The organism is Collimonas sp. PA-H2, from assembly GCF_002564105.1.
Taxonomy (GTDB): domain Bacteria; phylum Pseudomonadota; class Gammaproteobacteria; order Burkholderiales; family Burkholderiaceae_D; genus Collimonas.
This window is the reverse complement of sequence record NZ_PDBX01000001.1, coordinates 3,165,953-3,187,469: the sequence shown is the minus strand read 5'-3', so window position 1 is coordinate 3,187,469 and position 21,517 is coordinate 3,165,953. Positions and strand designations below refer to the sequence as shown.

Sequence of the window (21,517 nt, the reverse complement as noted above, 5' to 3'; positions counted from 1 at the left end):
GCTGTAAGCGCAAGCTGCTCCCTGCGATGCGCCTAGAATTCCGCGTGCAGGCGCAGGGAGCCCACTGTCACCGGTCCGCGGTCGGCGTTGTAGGCAGGATTGTAGAAGCGCTGCACATCCGCCGTCAACGCAACCGCTTTCGACAGGCTGTAGCTGTAATAGGCTTCCATGATGCGTTCCGGCCGGTAGTTCAGCTGGCCGTCACCGATGAACACGCCCAGCCCGCCGGCCGCCAGGTATTCCTGATGCGCCTTGCTCAAACCGTTTTGTATCAGGGTGAAACCGAAGGTGTCATTGTCGCGATGCCAGCTGCTGCCCTTCACGGAAACACCCGCGGTCACAGAACGTTCGATTTCGGAGAATGAATAGGTTTCGGTCTTGCCGTCGTTGCGGCTGACACGCGCAAAGACGCCGACATCGCTGCCCAGGCTCTGCTCGAGGTTAATCCCGTAGCCGTACTTGATCCGGTCCTTGCGCACCTGCGCCACGTCTGGCGTGCCGCCGTTGAGAGCGGCATACGCCAGCGCATCGGAAAAGCTGCCCATGATCTCCTTGCTGCGGAAAGCCAGCAGGCGCACTTTGCCGGGCTGGCCGCCGATCACGTGATCGTGTTCAAGCTCGATCTGGTCGCTGTGATATTTGGTGATGCGGGTATCCAGGCGCTGGCCGTTCGACTCCAGCGGCACCATGAACCTGCCGGCGCGCACCACCCAGTCGTCATAATAATATTCCACCGCCCCGCCCCAGGTGTAGCCGCGGGTATCGCCAGCATAATCATAGGGGCCATAGGTCGACAAGGCCCAGTTCAGGAATTGCGTGCGGCCGTCATGGGCATAGGCATTGTTGTCGAAGATATCGATGATGCTGACATTGCCTAGCGTGACCACCAGGCGCCGCTTGTCGACCATGCCGGCCAGCTGGTTGGGCGCCGACTCCACTGCCTGTTTGCCGCCATCAAAGCCCCAGGTTTGCCGCAGGAACAAGCGCGCCCGATAAAAAGTAGGGTTGGGACTGCTGCCCTTCTGCTGCTCCGAATCCATCATTCCGCCCAGGCCGGTCAGGCCTGACATGGGCACGGCTTGCACCACCTCAGGATTGAAGTACAGTTCGCCGCCGGTCCAGGGCCGCAGGCCGAGGAACAAGGTGCCGGAGAAGGAATAGCCTTTTTCAGCCGCGGTGCCCAAGCTGTTGGTTCCTGAATACGCGGCGTCAAATGAGGGCTTCTTTTGCCAGACATAGGTAGCCTGTCCGTGCACGCCCCAGGTTTCTTCCGCGGTATCGTCCGCATGCGCGGCGAGCGGCGCAGTTGCCGCGGCCGTCAGCATCAGACCCAGCCAAACCCGGTTGCCCGGACTGAAGGTGAGACGATCGTTGAATATGCGCACTAGTTGTTTACGTAACATGGATTTTCAACACAGGCGCAATGCCGTGCGGGCGAGCTTGACGGAATGATGAGGATATTACAGCATCGTCGCAACGGATCCGTGGTTTAGCGCTTGGCCTTGCCCGCCTCGACCAGCGTCGCCATGGCTAGCGATTCATCGTCAGCCTGCGCACTCAACCCGGCAATCACGGTCTCCTGGTTCTGCGCCGGCTGGTTCTGGCTGACCTTCCACTTGCCGGACAAACGGGTAATCACGATTTCGATGCCGACGATGGCGCCCATCAGTTTCTCCGTGTAGTCAGGCGGCGCATCAGAGAACTGCCAGGGGGCCTCGAAAGCAGCCTCGTTATGCGCGGTCAGCGCCGCCAGGTGCGCCGGCAGCCAGCTGGCGTCGTCGATGATGCGCAGCGTGCCGTAGGCATGGGCAACGGCGTAATTCCAGGTCGGCACCACCTTGCCGGTCTCGGCCTTGGTCGCATACCAGGACGGCGTGATGTACGCTTCCGGGCCGTGGAATATCGCCAGCACTTCCACCTCCTTGCGGAAATCCTGCCAGACCGGATTGGCGCGCGCCACATGTCCGTGCAAGGTGCCGAAAGGGCCGGCTTGCGCAGACAGCAGCAAGGGGATGTGGTTGGCGTTGAGCCCGTCCGAGGACAGCGTCACCAGCGTAGACAGGGGACGTGCACGTATCAGTTCGTGCAGGACTTCGATTCTCGGCTCGTCAAAGTGCTTGGGGATATACATGGTGTGCTCGCGTGTAGTGGTGTCAGGCGATCTAAGAATTGCGCAAGGAATTACCGCTGATGTATGGCAGCAATCAGCCCGGAGCAGCGTAGGCATTCGGCGCAAAGCGTTCCATCAGCGTCTGCGGCCGGGCCGGCGCCGTGAAACCAAACCTGGCGTACAGCCCATGCGCTGTGCTGGTCGCCAGCATGAACCGCCGCAGCCCCTGCAGCCTTGGATGCGCCATGATCGCCGCCATCAGCTCGGCGCTGTGGCCTTGGCCGCGATGTTCCGCCAGCACGAAGACATCGACCAGGTAGGCAAACGTCGAATAATCGGTAACGACCCGCGCATAAGCCACTTGTGCGCTACCGGCAAACAAGCCGAAATTCAGCGAATGGCGGATAGCTTCTTCCACCATCGCCAGGGGAATGCCGCGAGCCCATGCCGATTCTTCAGACAGGAAGCGATGAATCAGCGGAACATCCAGTTCAGCCGCTTCGGTGGTGATACGCAGTTGTTCCATCGGGGATGCTTTCAGATTATTTACAGAAAACCACAGGCCTGTAAATTAGCATACTCCCGAATGAAAAACAGCGCCCTGGCGGCGCTGTATCTCAAATGCTACTCTTCAGTTTTCTCAAGCATCGCTTGCCAGGGCCTTGCGGCCGGCATCTTCATCCAGCTCGCCTTCCCACTTGGCGATCACCGAGGTCGCAATGCCGTTGCCGATCACGTTGGTGGCGGTACGGCCCATGTCGAGGAACTGGTCGATGCCGATGATCAGCAGGATGCCGGCTTCCGGCAGATGGAACATCGGCAAGATGGCGGCCACCACCACCAGCGAACCGCGCGGCACGCCAGCCATGCCCTTGCTGCTGACCATCAGCACCAGCAGCATGGTGAGCTGCTGGGCAAACGACATTTCGATGTTGTAAGCCTGGGCCACGAACAAGGCGGCGAACGCCTGGTACATCATGGAGCCATCGAGATTGAAGGAGTAGCCGAGCGGCAGCACAAAGCCAGTGATCTTGTTGTTGACGCCGAATTTCTCTAGCTGCTCCATGGTCTTCGGATAGGCGGCTTCGCTGCTGGCGGTGGAAAACGCCAGCATGATCGGCTCTTTCAGGAGGCGTAGCAAGGTGAAGATCCCGCCGCGCAGGAAGACATAGCCCATCCCGATCAGCAAGGCCCACAGCGTAGCCAGGCCGACATAGAAACCGCCGAGGAACTTGGCGTAGGTTGCCAGCACGCCAAACCCCTGCACTGTAATCACGGCGGCGATGGAAGCAAACACGCCAAGCGGAGCGAAGCGCATCACGTAATCGGTGACCTTCAGCATGACGTGCACCAGGCCATCAATCGCCGTGGTCACTGCCTTTGCCGACTCGCCTTTGACCGAAGCCAGGCCGAACCCGAAAAACAGCGAGAACACCAGAATCTGCAAGATTTCATTCTTCGCCATGGCGTCAACGAAACTGCTCGGGAACACGTGGGAAACAAAATCCTTCAGATTGAAGCCACTGGTATTCAGCTTGGTTTCGGCGCCCAGGGCCGGCAGCGGCAGGTTGAGCGCGTGACCGACCTGGAGCACGTTGACGAACAACATGCCCAGCGCCAACGACAACAGGGAGGCGATCACGAACCAGCCCAGCGCCCGGATGCCGATACGGCCGACCGAGCTGCTGTCCTTCATGCCGGCAATGCCGGAGACCAGCGTGCCGAACACCAGAGGCGCGATGATCATCTTGATCAGCCGCAAAAACACATCGGTGATGATGGAGAAATAGGCGGCGATTTCCTTCGCCGCCGCTTCGTCCGGCGCCAGATTGTGGCAGATGTAACCGACCACTATGCCTAGGACCATGCCGACCATGATCCAAGTCGTTGCCTTAATTTTCTTCATTTGCGTATCCTGCCGTTAACCATACAAAAAATACTCTTAAGCCGAGCCGGGCTCTGCAAAGGATTTGCCGCCCGTCATCTGCGCTTGTTCAGGCTGTGTTGTTTTGTGTCGACCCGCGTTTGCAGAATTGCCAAGAAGAAAGTAGCAACCCAGATTTTGCGCAAATGGCAATATCCTGCGAGTCCAAATAACCAGGCCCTCATGGCGGAGCCCTTACGAAACCTGACGTCGGCGGCAGGCTTGAAACCACCGTTGCCGTCCGCAAACAGGCCCGCATGTTACCTTACAAAACATAACGCAATCAACCAAAAACGACGGCCCTGGGAGCGAGAAGCGCTGAACATGCGCAAGCTGCGGGCAGGCTTGCCGCAAGCCGCGTTTTATCAGTGCAAAAATGAGACAAACTGGCCTCTCGGCGCCTCCCTGCAGCCTGAACCAGCACCGGCTTTTCTGTGCCTGCTGTATCCCTATCCAGCTGTAGCGAGCAGGTCGCCGTTATATTTTGAGTTTAGTGCCCTAAAAACCCGCGTTTAGCATCGCCCTGATGTATATTTCTCAACGGAAACTATAACAGTGATTCATCCAGGAGATCGCAATGCAAAACCGTAGCATGAGCAGCGTCATTTTTTGCCTTACAACATTAGGATTCAGCGCAAGCGCATTCGCTGAACTGCCGACCATTAAAATCGGCGTCATCGGCCCGATCACCGGCCCCTCGGAAGACATGGGACAAAGCATGATCGGCGGCGCCAGGGTGTTCCTGGCCGACATCAACCAGGTGGGCGGCGTCCTTGGCCGCAAGATTGAACTGGTCGAGCGCGACGATCACGCCAAGCCGGACGTCGGGGCCGCCATGGCCAAGGAAATGATCGAGAAGGACGGCGTGGTCGCGGTAGTCGGCTTCGGCAATACCGGCGTCGCCCTGCCTGCAGCGAAACTGTTCCAGGAAGCCAAGATCCCGCTGATCGTCACAGGCGCCACCGGCGCCACCATCACCAAATCCTTCATGCCGCCGGCCTATCCGGTCAGCTACATTTTCCGCACATCCGCCAGCGACGCGCTGCAGCCGATCGTGATCCTCAACGATGTGATCGACCGCCGCAAGATCGACAAGATCGCGCTGCTGCATGATGAGAGCCCCTACGGCCAGTTCGGCAAGCAAAGCATGCTGACTGAGCTGGGACGGCGCAATATCAAACCGGTCCTGGTGGAAGGCTTCAAGGTCGGCGACCAGGACATGACAGCGCAGCTGCAACACGCCCGCGACAGCGGCGCCCAGGCTGTCGTGATGTATTGCCTGGCCCCCGAAGGCGCGATGGTGGTGAAAAGCGCGGAAAAGCTGAAACTGCGGTTGCCGATCGTCGGACCGTGGGGCATGTCGCAGCAAACCTTCATCGACAAGGCCGGCCCGGGAGCGGAAGGCGTGCGCAGCTCGGTGACCTTCATCGAAAACGAACTGAGCTCGGTCAGCAACCAGTTCTCGCTGACCTATCGCAATGTGAACAAGACCAACCACATTCCTTCCGCCGTGGCCGCGGCGCAAACCTATGACGCCTTGCGCCTGATTACGCTGGCGATATTCCAGGCCAACTCGGTGGACGGCGCCAAGGTCAAGGATGCGCTGGAGAACCTGCAGGTGCACACTACCTCTACCGTGGTTTCGCGTTATTTCAAGCCGTTCTCGCCGACCGACCACGAAGCCATTGACCTGAACATGATCGTCATGGGTGAAATCCGCAACGGCAAGGTAGCGTATGCGTACAAGGAAGATGCCAGCAGCGGATCGATTGCGCGCACCAAGAAAGCCAGTAACTAAATTGCAGGCGCCGGACAGTTAGCGTTACCAGTCCGGCGCCTGCATCCCGAAGCGGTTGAAAAACCCCAGGCTAGCTGGTCCGGGATTCAGGCATCGCAGCAGAGCGAAGGCGCGAACGCCGATCTTCTTGGCGCGACTCTTGTCAATTCTTGGCAATATATCGCCGGCGCCAAGACCTCCTGACATAGGCGGCAGCTATGTTAAATTGGTCGTTTTACTGCCTACACATAGCTCATGCCACGCAATATAGAAATCAAGGCGCGCGTCGATAGCATTGAAGCGCTCGCCGCCATAGCAACTGCCCTCGGCAGCGACGGCCCCTATCACATCGAGCAGAACGACACCTTCTTCAGCTGCGCAACTGGACGCCTGAAACTGCGCTCCTTTACCGACGGCACAGGCGAGCTGATCTATTACAGCCGCGCCGATCTGCAAGGGCCGAAAGAATCGTTTTACGTAATCTCGCCAACTGCCGCGCCAGACACTTTGCGGGAATGCCTGACGCTGGCCTGCGGTCAGACCGGCCGTGTGCGGAAGCTGCGCACCTTGTTCCTGTCGGGCAGAAGCCGCATCCATCTGGATCAGGTTGCCGGTCTCGGGAATTTCATGGAGATCGAGGTGATGCTGGCAGACCACGAAGCACCCGCGGCCGGCATGCAGGAAGCGCATGAATTGATGAGCCGGCTCGGGATTCGAGCAGCACAACTGATCGAGGGCGCCTATATCGATCTTCTTTCTGCCATTCCTGACAACGAGTGACGAGATGAGCGTCAATAACACGACAAACGCAGCCGATCTGCGCCGCCAGATACGCGCTGAATTTTCTTCCATCCAGCCACTCGACACATTGGAGCAAACGCATATCGCCGAGGCCCTGGAATGGCTTGATTCTGGCGCCGAGTTATGCCGCCAGGCCAAGCCGGCAACACCGCCGCAACACCTCGTATCGTACTTTGTCGTGGTGGACGATGGCCACGCGCTGCTGGTCGATCATCGGAATGCCCAACTCTGGCTGCCGCCGGGCGGCCATGTCGAACCGGGCGAACATCCACGCACCACCGTGCTGCGCGAGCTGGAAGAAGAGCTTGGCTTCAGCGCTTCACACGCGATTCAAGCCCCTGTCCTGCTGACCGCCACCACAACCGTCGGACTCACCGCTGGCCACACTGACGTCTCGCTTTGGTATGTGGTGCGCGCCAGCCGCGCTCAGAAAATCACTTTCGACGAAAAAGAATTCAATGCTGTGCGCTGGTTCCCGTTTGCCGAGCTTCCGTTGGAGCGGAGCGATCCGCATATGGATCGCTTTCTCAGGAAATTATGCGGCGCCGAATCCGCTACTGCGTAGCGCAACTGAAACTCACAGCCAGGTTGATATCGCCCGCGCCCTTGTATTTCGGCCACGCCGGAAATTCGCACAGCGGCCGGGTGCGGCCCGGGATTCCAGCCGTATCCAAGACGATCTGCGCTACCGGCGCACTGCCCTGCTCCACCCAGCTCTCCAGAGCCGTCAGCGAATCCCAGGCGGCGTTGAAGACCGTCGACAGCGAATGGCCGTAGCCGGGGATTTCGTAGTAGCGGACGAAGCTGTCAACCGCAGCGCTGCCCATGGTCGACTGCAGGCGGCGGAAATAATCCTCGCTGGAACGGGTGCTGACCAAGGCATCCGACATGCCGTGCGCCATCAGGATTTTTCCGCCTTTGGCCATGAATGCCGACAAATCGGTCTTGTTGATGTCTTGCATGACTGTGAGCTGATCGATGCGCGCTTGCCACGCGCCAGCATGCTGCGGATCTAGCGACAGCGAATCAAATGCCGGATCACGCGTGATGAAATGCTTCGCCCATTGATCCCAGAACGTTGCCCAGTATGGCGCATCGGCCGGCATGGGTTGCGCCGGCTGGCTATCGCCCATGGCCAGCAGCCTTACCGTCTTCTGCGCCACCGAGTCGCCGGCCAGGCCGAGATCGGCACCCCATACATTGAAGCCGGGGAATTGCGTTTCGCCGCTGCCGAGAGGATGGTCGAATGTGATTGCAGTGCTATAGATCTTCAACGCGGCGATCTGCGCATCGGACAAACAATTGTCGCCCGTATCTGCGCCGCCGGCACAGCGCAATGGCGCGCCGTTCAGCATCGCACTGGCGGGATCGAAGCGGCTATTGCACGCCTGCATGTTGCTGATCAAGCCGTCCTTGACGCCATCCAGCGCATCGCAGGCTTCCATCGCCGCGTCATACAGGGTTTTGCGCTTTGCCAGGTTCAGGTAGGCATTCGGCATGGCAAAAGCGCGCGTGATGCGGCCGAACTGCAGGTCCAGGCTGGCCGCGGCCCAGGCCGGATAAAGCGCGATCACGCCGTCCCAGTCCTGCGGCCAGCGCTGCACCACAGCCAATGCTTCACGGCCGCCGGTCGACCCGCCGGCGAAGTAGGATTTTTGCGGCAGCCCGCTGGCGTAATACTGCCTGATCAGATGGATCGCCACATCACGTGTTTTCTTGAGTGCGTCGCCGGAAAAATTCTGCAAGGCTTCGTCGTTCTGTCCGAACGAACCGTCGCGGCTTCCCGTCTGGTTGGCCTGGTGCCCGGAATCACTGGCAAAGGTCGCGTAGCCTCGCGCCAGCGGCCTGGCCTTGTCGAGCGGGCCGGCGGGAACATTGCCGCTGACATCGGGAACGGTGCCGTTATACCCGCCGCCGCCGAACATCAGCGCCTTGTGATTCCAGGCGGTCGGCAGATCGAGCTGGAACTTGATTTTCGGCGCTGCTGGATCGACCGGACTGATCTCGCCCTTCACCAGGCAATACTCACCTGTCGCCGTCGCACCGCTGCCGGAGGGTGGCACGCTGTGCGCATCGGTCACGATTGCGCCGGTAGTCGGCAAGCCGATGGTTTGAGCAGAGATTGCCATGCCGTTCAACTGGGTACAGCTGAGCGGTTCAGCACCGGTTTGCAACCCGCTGCTGCATCCGGCGGATAGCAGCACCATTCCCAACAGAGCGGAACCAAGGACCTTGGAGGTCCTCAGGAATTTTCCTTCGTTCATCATGAATGATCTTCCTTTCTTTTGTTGTGGCTGCCGACTATTTTTTTGCAACGTCGATGAAACAGTAACATTTAAAGATAGAATTTTCGACATGAGTTTGAAATGCATGTTTCCAATGCGCAGATACATGAACCGCTGTAGGCGCTTTTACCCAAGAACTGAAGAACGTTGCACTTGAGCCGTCCCATAGTCCGTTTAATTAACTGACCGCCCCGATAATGAAAACACTCTTTCAATATCTCGTCATTTTTAGCACCTTGTCCTATGCCGCTACCGGTGTAGCCGTAGCCGGCGAACGCATTGTTTTCAAAGGAATGCTGGGGAAAAATACGGAAGTCGTGCTGGAACTTGAAAAAGTACCTGACGGTTATGACGGCCGTTATTTCTATATGCGTCATGGCGTCGATATTCCCCTGCACGGCATACTCGCATCGCTCACGGAAGCACTCCCCCGATATGAACACGGAGAGCCCCTGGCAGCCGACGACAACAGCGATAAGGCAATATTCATCGACCCTGCAACGGACAAGCCGCGCAGCGTCTGGCACGGAAAAATAAATGACGATACATACCGGGGCACCTGGCATGACGCCAAGACAAACAAAGATCTCGCCTTTGAATTGCAACAGGTCGGTCGCTACAATCCCGAGGCCGTTACTGCTGCAGTTACGCCAGGCATAGGCAGCAAAATCGCGCTCAAGAATGCTCCCTACGATTATCTGAAAATGCAATTCCCCTTGCAGCTTGGACCTGAAATCCTGCGCAAGAACGTCGGCTACCGCATGGCGACAGATCCGCGAACCAAGTTCGCCTACCCGCGGCTGACCCGCCATCCCAATCCCCAGATACTTGCAAGCGTCAATCAGATTCTTGAGCAGCGCCACTGGCAGATGAGCCTTGCCGCGCTAGAGTGCAAGGCAACGCTCTACACCATGGACGGACCTGCCGCCGGAACCTTGGGAGACTATGACTCGGAAGCAATCGGGGTGCGCTATTTGTCGGACACATTGATGAGCGTCGTCGAATCGGGAAGCACCTTTTGCGGGGGAGCGCATCCGAACAACCATTACGATCCGTTTACGCTTGACCTGATTCAGGGTGGCTATCTGGACTTTAACCGCCTGTTCCCGGTCCGGAGAAGAGACAAAGACCGGTCCGACATCGATCCTGTTCTTGCAAACTTTATCAGCAAGAAAGTGAAGTCGGCAAACAAGCGCGCCGATTCTGATTCTGACACTGACTGCAGCGATGTATTACCGCAATACCTGGATTTCGAATTTGATGAACCGGACAAGATTTCCTTTGTCGTTTCCGGCATCGGCCACGCCATGGGCGTATGCCTGGGGCCTCAGCTCGTTATGCCGATACGCGCGTTGCAGCCGATCCTCAAGCCGGCAGCAAAGGCGTATTTCTGATTTGATAAAGATTGCGGCCACGCAAGCCGCAATCCTCAAATACACACTTGGCCGCATGCAGTGCTGCCTGCTATTGCGCACTTACCTTCTGCACAGTGCGGTCATCGTCGCTGTGGAAAAATTCCTTCAGCAGACCGAAATACGCATCCGTTTCTTCCACCCATGGCCGGTGTCCGCTGCGTTCAAAGACCATCATCCTGCTGCTGGCGGCAGGCAGCGCTGCCTTGATTTCACTGGCGATCTTGGGCGTGCCGACGCGGTCGTAACGTCCTGCGGCGACCAGGGTCGGGACCGTGAACGCTTGCATGCGCGCACGCGGATCGTAACGCTTCATGGTGCCGCCCACCAGCCACTCCGGATCCTGGCCGATGAAACTGAGGTAGACATCGGAATTGGCGGCGTCGGCCGGATCGCCTGAACTATACAACTTGCTTTCCATATCCGGATCGCGCCAGTAGATGTCCAGCTCTGTCTCTCCATACAGCTTTCCATATTCAGGTGCGCTCGAGTTGACGCCGTGTGCGCGCAGCTGCATCAGTTGCTGCCATATCTCGGGAAACTGGTTACGCGCAGTGAAATTGACGCTGTCGATATTCTGCTGCCAGCTGTGGGCATTAAGCATCGTGCTGGACAGCACAAGCTTGGCGACATGCTGCGGATACTTCAGCGCATAGGCGAGCGCAGGCATGCCGCCGTATGAATGGCCGAGCAGCGAGATGCGCTCGTAGCCCAGCGCGATGCGCAATGCTTCGATGTCTTCGGCATCGCGTTCCACCGTATATTCCGAAGCGCGCTTCGGATCCAGCCTGTCCGAGCGGCCTCTGCCGATATTATCCAGGTAGACGACGGTATGTTCCGCGGCGAGCCTGGAAAACCACGGATGGAACGACGCATGGCTTGAGCCCGGGCCGCCGGCGATCAGGAAGACCGGCGAACCGGAGCCCTCGGTTTCATAATAGATTTTGCCGTACCTTGAGGGAGCAAACTGCCCTTTGCCATGCATCTCTATACCTGTCTTGGCGGACGCCTCGGGGCTGGCCTGTGTCTGCGCGCTGGCGGGAAGCCAAGAAAACATCGCGGCGGTCAATGCAAGTGCAGCGATTTTTTTAACACCGAACTGGTTGAATCTGGCTTTCATTTTCTTCTCTCTCTTATCAGAATTTGTCGAAGCGAAGCGATATTGGCGCATCACATGCAACCTGCCGCTCGTGGCAGGCCGCATGAAGGCAATTACCTTGTTAGCGTTGCGCGAGTCTCGATGAAGCTGGTGACGCGGCTGGCAATCTCTGCCGAGTCTTCTTCCAGCGCGAAGTGGCCGCTATCGAGAAGGTGCAGCTCGGCGTTCTTGATGTCCCGCAGATAAGCCTTGGCGCCGGCTTCCACGAACAAGGGGTCGTTCTTGCCCCAGACGATCAGCGTCGGCGGCTGGCTCTTGCGAAAATAAGCATGCCAGGCAGGATATTGTTCTACGTTCGTATGGTAGTCGACCAGCAGACCCATCTGGATCTTACGATTCAATGCGTTTTGCAAGCCGTCCTGGTCATGCATCCATGCATCGGGACTCAGCTGCTCGGGATTACGGGCGCCGGTCTTGTACATGAATTGCACGCCTTGCGGACTCAGCACCTGCGACATGGCTTGCTCGGTCTCGGCATTGATGCCGACGCTGAGCTGCTTGATGTCGCTTGCCACCTGGGCGGACAAGCCTTCCTTGTAGGCATTGGCGTTCTGGATGACCAGGGAGGAAATCCACTCAGGGTGTTTAGCCGCGATGCGGAAGCCAACCGGTCCGCCGAAATCCTGGACATACAGCGCAAATTTCGTGAGCCCCTTCTTTTCCACGAAACGCGTCATGACATCGGCGAGGCCGTCAAACGTCGGCGTGAACGACACACCCTCCGGCACTTCGCTGTAGCCGCTGCCCGGATAGTCAGGCGCAATCACGTGGAATTTTCCCATCAGCGCAGGAATCAAATTCCGGTACATATGCGATGACGATGGAAAGCCGTGCAGCAGCAGAATGGTCGGATTGGCCGGATTGCCTGCCTCGCGATAGAAAATCTTGATGCCATCCACGTCCTGGGTACGGTAAGCCACCTGTGTTGCTGCCTGCGCCTCAAGCGAGGAAAACAGCGCGATGCATAGTCCGATTATTGTCGATTTCATGAATCTCTCCTGAGGGAAATGAGTGTGGAGCGGCAGTTTTTCACTTCTTTTAAATATTCCATGGGAGAAATATACCTGCATCCACTAGCACTGATAAGATGGGTAATTACTGAAACAATGTCCATCATTAGTGGACAATAAACAGGTACCCAATATGGCGGATATTTCCTCAGTCAATCTCAATCGTCTGCTGGTCTTTGTCACGGTGGTGGAAGCCGGCTCGCTCACTGCCGCCGCCAATCGGCTGGGTCTGACCAAAACCATGGTCAGCACCCACATGCAGCGCCTGGAGAGCGAAATCGGCGCCAGCCTGCTGGTGCGCACCACGCGCCGCCTTAACCTGACCGACGCCGGCGAAGCCTTTTATGAAGCCAGCCGCCGCATCGTCAGCGACGCCGAGACCGCGATCTCCGCCGCCGGACACGATACGGAGGAGCCGCGCGGCACCCTGCGCATCACCGCGCCGATCGACTATGGCGCGACGGTAGTCGCGCCGGTGGCTGTCGCCCTGCAGCTGCGCTACCCGCGTCTCAAAATAGAATTGCTGGCCGGCGATCGTTTCTTCGACCTGGTCGCGGACGGCATCGACGTGGCGATACGTATAGGACGGCTGGCCGACTCAGGCCACCAGGCAGTCCGCATCGGCAACTTCGAGCACTGGCTGGTGGCTAGTCCGCAGTTTCTTGAACGGGTTGGCGTGCCGCGGACGCTGGATGATTTGAAAGACCTGCCGTTTGTGGCGCTGTCGGTATTGCCGCAGCCGCTGACCTGGACCTTCAAGAAGCAAGACGCGACCGAACAAACTGTACGCTTCAATTCGACGTTTTCCGCGAACACCGCTTATGCCGCCGGCATCACCGCGCTGGCGGGAGCCGGACTGGCGGTCTTGACGGATTTTGCGGTGGCTGAGCATGTTGCTGCTGGTCGCCTGCTGCGTGTGCTGCCGGAGTGGGAATTATCGGACGGCGGGATTCATGCGGTGTTTCCGGCGGCGCGGCATCGGCCGAAGAAGACGCGGGTGTTCATCGATGAACTAAGGAATCATGTCAACAAATCGGAAGGAACAGCCTCAAATCCAGGATGAAAGTATGTGGCCATCGAGGCGCATTGTTGCGAGCCTTTCAGATATCGGTGCTGGCAGCAGGACTTGAAGTCGCTCCCGTGATTACAAGCCCATGCCAAAAATAAACAAAATCAATGACTTGATTGTAAATTTTCTCCGCAAATCGAGAACGCACACACCGTTACAGCCTGACGCCGGTGCAGCACCACGTATTTTTGTGGAGCATAGCCAATCATTCCGTCAGCCTCGACCCAAAACGGACAGTTCCTGAATGCAACTAGATTAGTTCGAAATAACGGGTGGCTAAATTGACCAGTAAACCTACAATGAAAAGGCTTTACAGGAGTGTATCAATATCTTTGGCAGGGAAGTCATTCAAATCTCTAAGGAGACAATCGTGCGGATGCTATTGAACGTCAAATTTCCTAACACCGAATTTAACACTGCAATCAGGGACGGCTCTGCCAGCAAGAAAATGGGCCAGATTCTGGAGGAGTTAAAACCGGAGGCGGCCTATTTCACCGAACAGCATGGGCAGCGAACAGCCATCCTGATCGTCAACCTCGATGAGCCCTCGAAAATTCCTATGCTTGCCGAGCCATGGTTTCTGACTTTTAATGCCAGTGTGGAGTTAAGAGTGGTCATGACGCCAGAGGACTTAAAGAAAGCCGGACTTGAAGAGCTGGGTAGAAAATGGGCATTTTAGGGTGCCTGAAACGACTGCGTGCGCAACGCAATCCGTGAGTAGCGATACTCGCCGGGAAAAGTGGGATCAGGTCTTGCAATTGCACATATGCGAAAATCATATGGTCATTTATTTGACTCCTACGCACCCTCCCTCCTGTTGATATCAGTGTGTCATTGCAAGACCTGACCCTGACTCTCTTGCGTTCGCCTTACCTGACACCGGCTCTGCTTCGATCTGCGTGTCATCGCATTAATCGCTGGCTTGTTGAGTTTCTCGCAGAATTGCCTCACTGTTGGCTTGCATCTAAAGCTACCCCCACTTAATCAGTCAGACAGCGTCAGTTCCGCGAGCAAAGGAATTATTTTCGCTAAGACCACATAGCCGGATCACAAAAGTGGTATTTCATAGATTCAATGCGGCGGTTTTGTCTTCGTTTGGCAGTGCGTTGATTTTTACCGTAGGCGCGCAAAGGGAAAGAAAATCTCGAGTTGAATTTCATTGCCACATTGAATTAATTTGCGCTTAAAAATCCCCCTTCCGTTTTTCAAACTCCTCTTTTTTTCAAATTGGCATTCCGGATGTTTTGCAAGTGGTCTGGTTGTGCAAGAAAAAAATTTAAACCACTTGACTATCATTTTTGATGATCTCATCCTCAGTCCGGCTGCAAGTCTAAAAATGACATAAACGTATAACGAACACGACTTAGGGAATGCGTAGACGCTTGTCGGATTACGGAAAATTGACAACAGTGCAGTAGGAGACAGAAATTACAGAACAAGTTACCGCTTGTCCGCATGATGACAGCGTTAACTATCCTAGTTACGGCAAAATGCTTGCAAGTCCGCTTGCCGGAGGAAATTCTGCTTCCGTTCCGCATATTCGTTTTCATTCTTACATCCTGACTCGCCTCTCGTACATCATCATTTGATCGAGAAGAGAGGAAGTATGAAAACAAAAATATGCAGCACCGTCGTGCTGGGGCTGATCGGCGGCATGCTGGCCGGTTGCGGCAGCGGCGATTCGTCAGACGCTACGAGCGCCAGCCAGAAACAGATTGTCGCCAGCGCGAAGGCCAGCGCAGCACCAGCTTGCGCCGCCGCGTGGGACGCCACCATCGCCTATGTTGGGTCCAACATAGCCAGTTACGGTAGCGTCAATTACACGGCAAACTGGTGGACGCAAGGGAACAATCCTTCCACCAACAACGGCGCCAGCGGCAGTGGACAGCCGTGGACTTCCGACGGCACTTGCGGCACTCCTACTCCTACACCTACACCTACACCTACACCTACACCTACACCTACGCCAACACCTACTCCAACGCCAGGCGCATCCGTCCCCGGCTGGCCAGCCTACGTAGCAATGGGCGCCATCGGTGGTCCTGATACGACGACAGCCACCGCTACGTCCACCGGCGGCAACGACGACTTTGGCGGCAAGCCGGTCGATGTTGTTTTCAAATACGCTGGCGTCAACGGCAACGGCGATCCGGGCATGATCGATCCGCCGACCAATGCCTATCGCATGACGGCCGATTTCAATTCGCTGAGCACGACCAACAAGCGCGCCATACGCGTCGCCATCGTTGAATACACGGCGCAGATGAGCGGTGGCCAGAATTTCGACGACTTCACCAACGGCGCGGCCGGCCTCAGCTCTTCCAATCCGGCCGCCACCTATGTCATGGGCCGGCACTTCTCTAGCCTGGCAGCGGACGCCATCATGCTGGCGTCGAATCCGGTGCGCTACAATTCGCAGAACTACTACGGCTCGCTGCTGATGAATCCTGATTTGCTCGGCGCCATCCAGCAAAACGGCTACATCGGTTCAGTCAATGCCGCACTGCCTGCCGGCACAGTGAACAAGGCCGTGGCGCAGGCAATGTGTCTCATGACCACGTCGCGCAGCTACACCAACACGTCCAACCCGAACGGCCTCGGCTCGGCCCCCTACCTCAACAAGACCTACAGCGGCACACCCGTGCAGATCCTGACAGCGCTGCTGGCCGACGGTTACCCGGAGTGGAGCATTGACGGCCAAGGCGATCCGTTCTGGAACACCAGCGTCAACAACAGCACCGGCAGTGCCTACAGCCAGGTCGGCGCATGGTTCAATGCCTGCGTCAGCAACCCGACCTACAACACCACGACCTATCCGACGCCGACCTTCCCGGCCGGTTTCGCCGGCTGGGTCCAGGCCAACAACTGGTTGATCCGCACTTTCGCGCCGAAGGGCACCGTCACGTTCGGCTGGCAAGACAACATGTGGGCCATCGGATCGGGTTTCTGGCTACACCAGAACCTGACTAGCGCGCAAATCGCTTCGACCTTTTCGACGCCGGTATCGACCTGGTTAAACACCAATGCGCCAGGCACCATATCGACGACCGGCACAAGCGCGCCCGACTTCTTCCTGTTCGACCGTTATGAAATGGACGACAGCGCCTCGCCGGGCGCCGCCACGCTATACAACGCCCGTTCGTGGGACAACTTCCTGTCGGCAATCGGCCAACTAAGCAAGGCCAACAACAACATCCCGATGATGCTGTGGCAGATCCCTGGTTCGCACATCCCGAACACCAAGGAAACCATGCCAGAGCTATTCCAAGGCACTGCCGGCTCTTACGTGTTCAGCACCGCGCCGGTGTACTTCTTAGGCGACAGCAACCTGACCTCGAACCTCTCCAATATGATCGCCGGTACGGCCAGTTCCACCAACACCAATACCGCAGTCGGCAGCTTCGCCGTGGCATGCGGCGCCACGGCCTACAACTGCCTGACGCCGAACTCCACCTACAAGCAGTATTTGACGGAGTACAACAACCTCTCCAACAACTACAACTGGAGCATCGACAACGGCAAGTTGGCCCTGGCGGCCAACAACAACGTGTTCGCGATTCTATGGGGTGGAGGCAATACCACCAACGTCATCAAGAACTTCAGCAACACCGACGACCACGGCTGGCTTGCCAACAAGCTGATCCAGTACTACACGAGCCCGACACCGGTGATCAAGCACTGAAGGGCAACTTGCCCCGCCCCTATGATTTGATCCGTAGGGGCGGACATTTACCTGTACTTCCGAAGCTGGTTTCGACACTTTTAAAGAGGAAATTGATGGGATTCCTGCTGCACAAGGCCAGTTGAGACACACGACCGCGACAACGACTGCCTGCTATGTTCGCCATCGCAGAGGGAAGCTTGTAAAACCTACAAAATAACTTTTTTCGGAACAAAAGAAAAAGGCCCATCGAACGGTGTAATGCTGTTCAGTTAGGGCAGAACGACATGGCGTAGGGTGGGCACTCCGTGCCCACGCAGTATCATGGATATTCGTGTCCCTGACATTCGTGCCCCGGCCCGTCCGCGTGGGCACGGAGTGCCCACCCTACGAGTTCCGCAAATAAAAATGCCGTTCAGTCTTAACTGAACGGCATTACACCGAACGGTGGGCCTTTTAGATATTGGTGCTGGCTGCAGGACTTGAACCCGCCGCCCCCTGATTACAAGTCCGAACCAAATCTCAATAAAAACAACTAGTTAAATTGATTTTCACTCCGCAATTCCTATTCAGCACGCGCCTGCAAAGCTCAATGCAGTGGCGAGGCGATTGAATGAGCGGCCTAGAAAGACGTTAAACTATAAAACGCCGGCTGAAATTTTTTATCAATCTGTTGCATCCACCAGTTGAATCCGCCGTCGGAAGCTGTCATTGGGCGCGTATGCGCTTTAGAACTTGCTCCGCAAAAAAAAAAGGTTCTTCACGGATTATCGGGAAGTAATCTAGAAATGGGAAAGCGGTGAAGTAAGTTTAAACTTGTTGTGCGACCAACAGTTTCTACCCAACCCCACCGCTTTCAATGACGGATAATAATCTTGACCTCCCATTCTGGGAAGGCTTTCGCGTCTGGAATTTTGACCGACGCGACGACGGCACTTGGATCAGCCTTGTGCCCACTGACGGCGCGCCAATGATTTGCTCCGGCTGTGAGCAATCTTGTTCCCAAGTTCACGAGACCTACTGGCGCACCATACGTGACATGCCGATGCTCGGCGATTCTGTGTGGCTGCAGGTGAATCTTCGGCGGCTGCGCTGCGATTCCTGTGGCACACGCACCGAGCGTGTGAAGTGGCTGGATCGGCACGCACGCATTACTCAGCGTCTGGCCCAATTCGTTGGTCTATGGTGCGAGAAGCTACCTGCGGCTCACGTCTGCAAGCTGTCCGGGCTGCACTGGGAAACGGTGCGCAAGATCGACCGACAACGCCTGGAGGGTAAATTGGCTGAGCTGCCTGACGCCCAGCCAACCAGGCTAGTGATGGATGAATTCGCGCTGTTCAAAGGACATCGCTATGCCACGGTTGTCCTCGATGCCGACACGCGCCGCGTTCTCTGGGTTGGCGAGGGTCGTAGCAGAGAGGCAATTCGCGTGTTCTTTGAATGGCTAGGGCCGGCGCGTTGCGCCGATATAAAGGCAGTGGCCATGGACATGAATACGGCTTTCGACCTCGAAGTCCAGCTGCATTGCCCGCAAGCCAGAGTGGTCTACGACCTGTTTCATGTGATTGCCAAATACGGTCGGGAGGTGATCGACAGGGTGCGCGTGGACGAGGCCAATCGCCTTAAAGGCGATCTCCCTATGAGGCGTGTCGTCAAGCGCGCCCGATGGCTGTTGTTGCGCAATCGCAGCAACGTGCCGTCCGAGCAGCAGCCGAAATTGGACGAACTGCTAGCTGCAAACAAAGCATTGATGACGGTCTACATTATGAAGGCCAGTCTGAAGGAACTATGGCAGGCCACTAGCGCTTGGCATTGGCGCAACGCCTGGCGCGCCTGGCTAAAGATGGCCCATGACAGTAGCATCGAGCCACTACAGAAATTTGCCAAAAAGCTCAAAATCTACTGGCGTGGAATCATAGCCAGGGTACGCTGGCCGATGCACACAGGGCAGCTCGAAGGAATTAACAATCGCATCAAAGTGATGAAGCGCATGGCATACGGATACCGGGATAGCGCCTTCTTCTTCCTGAAGATTAAAGCCGCCTATCCCGGTAATCCGTGAAGAACCAAAAAAAAGCCCACCGAACGGTGGGCCTTTTAGATATTGGTGCTGGCTGCAGGACTTGAACCCGCCACCCCCTGATTACAAGTCAGGTGCTCTACCAGATGAGCTAAGCCAGCTAAACTGCGAAGACCGCAATTATACCTATTTAATTCGCGTTAGGGTAGGTCTTCCACCTTTTTTTGGTGGTTCCGGATCTTTTTCCGGGTCTGTTTCAGGCGAATTCTGTTTGACATCGCTGCTTGGCGACGGTACGGAAGTCAAAATCGGCGTCACCGTGGCTAACGACTCGGCGCTGAGTTCGGGTTCGGGCGCCACGCCGCTGATATCGGACTCGGCCGGGGCCGATGGTTCGAAGGCCATACCCTGGCCGTTTTCGCGGGCATAGATGGCGATCACATTCTCGACCGGCACGGAGATGTCGCGCGATACGCCGCCGAAACGGGCGCTGAAATTGACGAACTCGTTATCCATTTTCAAGCCGCTGGTGGCTTCGAAACTGATGTTCAATACAATCTCGCCATTCTTGACGAACTGCATCGGCACGCGCGTGTGCGCATCTACCCTGGCCGCCAGATAGGGGGTGTAGCCATTGTCGGTGCACCACTCATAAATGGCGCGCAACAGATACGGTTTGGTAGAGGTTTCGGACATGGCAGCTACTTGGTTCGGTACAAATGATTGAGAAACAACTGAGCAAGGGCTGTCCTGTACCGCCAGCGGCGATACAGGACAGCGAACAGCAACATCTTAACGACGCATGACTTTTTCCGACGGCGTCAGCGCTTCGATGTAGGCCGGGCGCGAGAAAATACGCTCAGCATACTTCATCAGCGGCGCAGCCGTCTTCGACAGTTCGATGCCGTAGTGATCCAGACGCCACAGCAATGGCGCAATCGCCACGTCCAGCATCGAGAACTCGTCGCCCAGCATGTATTTGTTCTTCAGGAACAAAGGCGCCAGCGTGGTCAGACGGTCGCGGATTTCCGAGCGTGCCTTGTCATGGCTCTTTTCTGCTGCTTTGGTTTTCTCGTTTTCCAGCGTGTGCACGTGGATAAACAATTCTTTCTCAAAGTTGAACAGCATCAAACGCGCGCGGGCGCGCATCAGCGGATCGGCCGGCATCAGCTGCGGATGCGGGAAACGTTCGTCGATGTACTCATTGATGATATTGGACTCGTACAGAATCAGGTCGCGCTCGACCAGGATCGGCACTTGACCATAAGGATTCATGGTCGAGATGTCTTCCGGCTTGTTGAACAAGTCGACATCGCGAATTTCAAAGTCCATGCCTTTCTCGAACAGAACGAGACGGCAGCGTTGTGAAAATGGGCAGGTTGTACCCGAATAGAGAACCATCATTTTTATAGTTCCTTAGAAACAAAAGGGTGAGACCCATACGGCTCACCCCAAAACGCATATCCGCAAAATCGCGGATATGAACTACTTAACGTCTTTCCAGTATGACGCGTTGAGACGCCATGCCAGAACAAAGAACATGCCGAGGAACAGCAGTACCCAGACGCCCAGGCGCTTGCGGGTATTCTGAGCGGGTTCGCCCATCCATTCAAGATAGGAAACCAGGTCGGCGACTGCAACATCGTATTCGACCTTGTTCATCTTGCCTGGCTTGAGCTGCTCGAAACCGACAAACTTGTGCTCCATCTTGCCTTCTTCATGAGGATCTTTTACGTCTTCGTATTTGGCAGTACGAATGCCTTCCAGTTCCCACAGTACGTGCGGCATGCCGACGTTAGGGAAAACCATGTTGTTCCAGCCGCTTGGACGGGTGTCATCCTTGTAGAAGGTACGCAGATAAGTATACAGCCAGTCCGGACCGCTGCCGGCGCCGGATGCCTTGGCGCGGGCGATCACCGACAAATCAGGCGGTGTGGCGCCGAACCATTCCTTGCCGTCTTTCGGCGCCATGGCGATGGTCATCAGGCCGCCGACCTTGTCGCTGGTGAACAGCAGGTTGTCCTTGATCTGCTCTTCTGTCAGGCCGATATCGCGCAGGCGGTTGTAGCGCATGGATGAAGCGGAGTGGCAGTTGAGGCAGTAATTCACAAACAGCTTGGCGCCGTTCTGCAGCGCCGACAGGTTGTTGCCCTGCGGCGGCGCGGTATCCAGCGGATAACCGCCCTCTTCACTGGCAAAGGCAAGCGCCGGCAGCAGCACTAGAGTCGCCATTAATTTTTTTACCAATGCGCTTTTAAGCAATGTCATGTTCTTATCCTCTGGCTTAGT

The 21,517-nt window shown here is 56.6% G+C and carries 18 protein-coding genes and 1 tRNA gene; 8 read left to right on the top strand and 11 right to left on the bottom strand.

Features of this window, described 5'->3' with window-relative positions:
• Nucleotides 1–32 precede the first annotated feature (32 nt).
• The 4 genes from BCF11_RS14590 to BCF11_RS14575 all read right to left on the bottom strand — a co-directional run bounded on the left by BCF11_RS14590 (nucleotide 33) and on the right by BCF11_RS14575 (nucleotide 4,016).
• Nucleotides 33–1,403 carry a carbohydrate porin gene (locus BCF11_RS14590; RefSeq protein ID WP_233212490.1) on the bottom strand — a complete coding sequence of 457 codons (1,371 nt, stop codon included), beginning with the start codon at nucleotides 1,401–1,403 and terminating at the stop codon, nucleotides 33–35.
• 86 nt (nucleotides 1,404–1,489) lie between these two features.
• Nucleotides 1,490–2,131, bottom strand: a complete 642-nt coding sequence (locus BCF11_RS14585; RefSeq protein ID WP_098495365.1) for an FMN-binding negative transcriptional regulator — start codon at nucleotides 2,129–2,131, stop codon at nucleotides 1,490–1,492.
• A gap of 73 nt (nucleotides 2,132–2,204) precedes the next feature.
• A complete protein-coding gene (locus BCF11_RS14580) occupies nucleotides 2,205–2,636 on the bottom strand; it encodes a GNAT family N-acetyltransferase (RefSeq protein WP_098495364.1) in 432 nt (143 codons plus the stop codon).
• Nucleotides 2,637–2,750: 114 nt separating this feature from the next.
• Nucleotides 2,751–4,016, bottom strand: a complete 1,266-nt coding sequence (locus tag BCF11_RS14575) for a dicarboxylate/amino acid:cation symporter (protein ID WP_098495363.1) — start codon at nucleotides 4,014–4,016, stop codon at nucleotides 2,751–2,753.
• 595 nt (nucleotides 4,017–4,611) lie between these two features.
• Here BCF11_RS14575 and BCF11_RS14570 point away from each other — a divergent pair.
• From BCF11_RS14570 to BCF11_RS14560, 3 genes are all read left to right on the top strand, one after another.
• The gene (locus BCF11_RS14570) at nucleotides 4,612–5,832 is read left to right on the top strand and encodes an ABC transporter substrate-binding protein (RefSeq protein ID WP_233212489.1); all 1,221 of its coding nucleotides are present in this window, start codon (nucleotides 4,612–4,614) and stop codon (nucleotides 5,830–5,832) included.
• Between the two features lie 234 nt (nucleotides 5,833–6,066).
• Nucleotides 6,067–6,591: a class IV adenylate cyclase gene (locus BCF11_RS14565; RefSeq protein ID WP_098495361.1), complete on the top strand. Its 525-nt coding sequence runs from the start codon at nucleotides 6,067–6,069 to the stop codon at nucleotides 6,589–6,591.
• A 4-nt stretch (nucleotides 6,592–6,595) separates the two neighbouring features.
• Nucleotides 6,596–7,177 (top strand): NUDIX hydrolase, encoded by a 582-nt coding sequence (locus BCF11_RS14560; RefSeq protein WP_098495360.1) that lies wholly within the window; start codon nucleotides 6,596–6,598, stop codon nucleotides 7,175–7,177.
• Here BCF11_RS14560 and BCF11_RS14555 read toward each other — a convergent pair.
• Entirely contained in the window at nucleotides 7,167–8,879 is a 1,713-nt protein-coding gene (locus tag BCF11_RS14555) for a tannase/feruloyl esterase family alpha/beta hydrolase (protein WP_098495359.1), read from the bottom strand. The two genes, BCF11_RS14560 and BCF11_RS14555, sit on opposite strands and share 11 nt — an antisense overlap.
• Nucleotides 8,880–9,094: 215 nt before the next feature.
• Between BCF11_RS14555 and BCF11_RS14550 the strand changes: the two genes are divergently transcribed.
• Nucleotides 9,095–10,291: a hypothetical protein gene (locus tag BCF11_RS14550; RefSeq protein ID WP_233212488.1), complete on the top strand. Its 1,197-nt coding sequence runs from the start codon at nucleotides 9,095–9,097 to the stop codon at nucleotides 10,289–10,291.
• 70 nt (nucleotides 10,292–10,361) lie between these two features.
• On the opposite strand, the gene BCF11_RS14545 is transcribed toward BCF11_RS14550, so the two are convergent.
• Nucleotides 10,362–11,429, bottom strand: a complete 1,068-nt coding sequence (locus BCF11_RS14545; protein WP_158229201.1) for an alpha/beta fold hydrolase — start codon at nucleotides 11,427–11,429, stop codon at nucleotides 10,362–10,364.
• 92 nt (nucleotides 11,430–11,521) lie between these two features.
• Complete coding sequence (locus BCF11_RS14540; protein ID WP_098495357.1) at nucleotides 11,522–12,457, bottom strand: alpha/beta fold hydrolase; 936 nt, start codon at nucleotides 12,455–12,457, stop codon at nucleotides 11,522–11,524.
• A 154-nt stretch (nucleotides 12,458–12,611) separates the two neighbouring features.
• Here BCF11_RS14540 and BCF11_RS14535 point away from each other — a divergent pair, with 154 nt between their 5' ends.
• The 4 genes from BCF11_RS14535 to BCF11_RS14515 all read left to right on the top strand — a co-directional run bounded on the left by BCF11_RS14535 (nucleotide 12,612) and on the right by BCF11_RS14515 (nucleotide 19,270).
• Nucleotides 12,612–13,541 (top strand): LysR family transcriptional regulator, encoded by a 930-nt coding sequence (locus BCF11_RS14535; protein ID WP_098495356.1) that lies wholly within the window; start codon nucleotides 12,612–12,614, stop codon nucleotides 13,539–13,541.
• A gap of 376 nt (nucleotides 13,542–13,917) precedes the next feature.
• The gene (locus BCF11_RS14530; RefSeq protein WP_098495355.1) at nucleotides 13,918–14,226 is read left to right on the top strand and encodes a panthothenate synthetase; all 309 of its coding nucleotides are present in this window, start codon (nucleotides 13,918–13,920) and stop codon (nucleotides 14,224–14,226) included.
• Between the two features lie 927 nt (nucleotides 14,227–15,153).
• Nucleotides 15,154–17,229 (top strand): hypothetical protein, encoded by a 2,076-nt coding sequence (locus BCF11_RS28325; RefSeq protein WP_158229200.1) that lies wholly within the window; start codon nucleotides 15,154–15,156, stop codon nucleotides 17,227–17,229.
• An 838-nt stretch (nucleotides 17,230–18,067) separates the two neighbouring features.
• Nucleotides 18,068–19,270, top strand: a complete 1,203-nt coding sequence (locus BCF11_RS14515) for an ISL3 family transposase (RefSeq protein ID WP_098495354.1) — start codon at nucleotides 18,068–18,070, stop codon at nucleotides 19,268–19,270.
• 43 nt (nucleotides 19,271–19,313) lie between these two features.
• On the opposite strand, the gene BCF11_RS14510 is transcribed toward BCF11_RS14515, so the two are convergent.
• The 4 genes from BCF11_RS14510 to BCF11_RS14495 form a co-directional block, all read right to left on the bottom strand.
• Nucleotides 19,314–19,389 (bottom strand) — tRNA-Thr (locus tag BCF11_RS14510).
• 25 nt (nucleotides 19,390–19,414) lie between these two features.
• A complete protein-coding gene (locus BCF11_RS14505; protein WP_098495353.1) occupies nucleotides 19,415–19,924 on the bottom strand; it encodes a ClpXP protease specificity-enhancing factor in 510 nt (169 codons plus the stop codon).
• Nucleotides 19,925–20,020: 96 nt separating this feature from the next.
• The gene (locus tag BCF11_RS14500; protein ID WP_038485359.1) at nucleotides 20,021–20,632 is read right to left on the bottom strand and encodes a glutathione S-transferase N-terminal domain-containing protein; all 612 of its coding nucleotides are present in this window, start codon (nucleotides 20,630–20,632) and stop codon (nucleotides 20,021–20,023) included.
• An 81-nt stretch (nucleotides 20,633–20,713) separates the two neighbouring features.
• Nucleotides 20,714–21,496 (bottom strand): cytochrome c1, encoded by a 783-nt coding sequence (locus tag BCF11_RS14495; RefSeq protein WP_098495352.1) that lies wholly within the window; start codon nucleotides 21,494–21,496, stop codon nucleotides 20,714–20,716.
• Nucleotides 21,497–21,517: the final 21 nt, after the last annotated feature.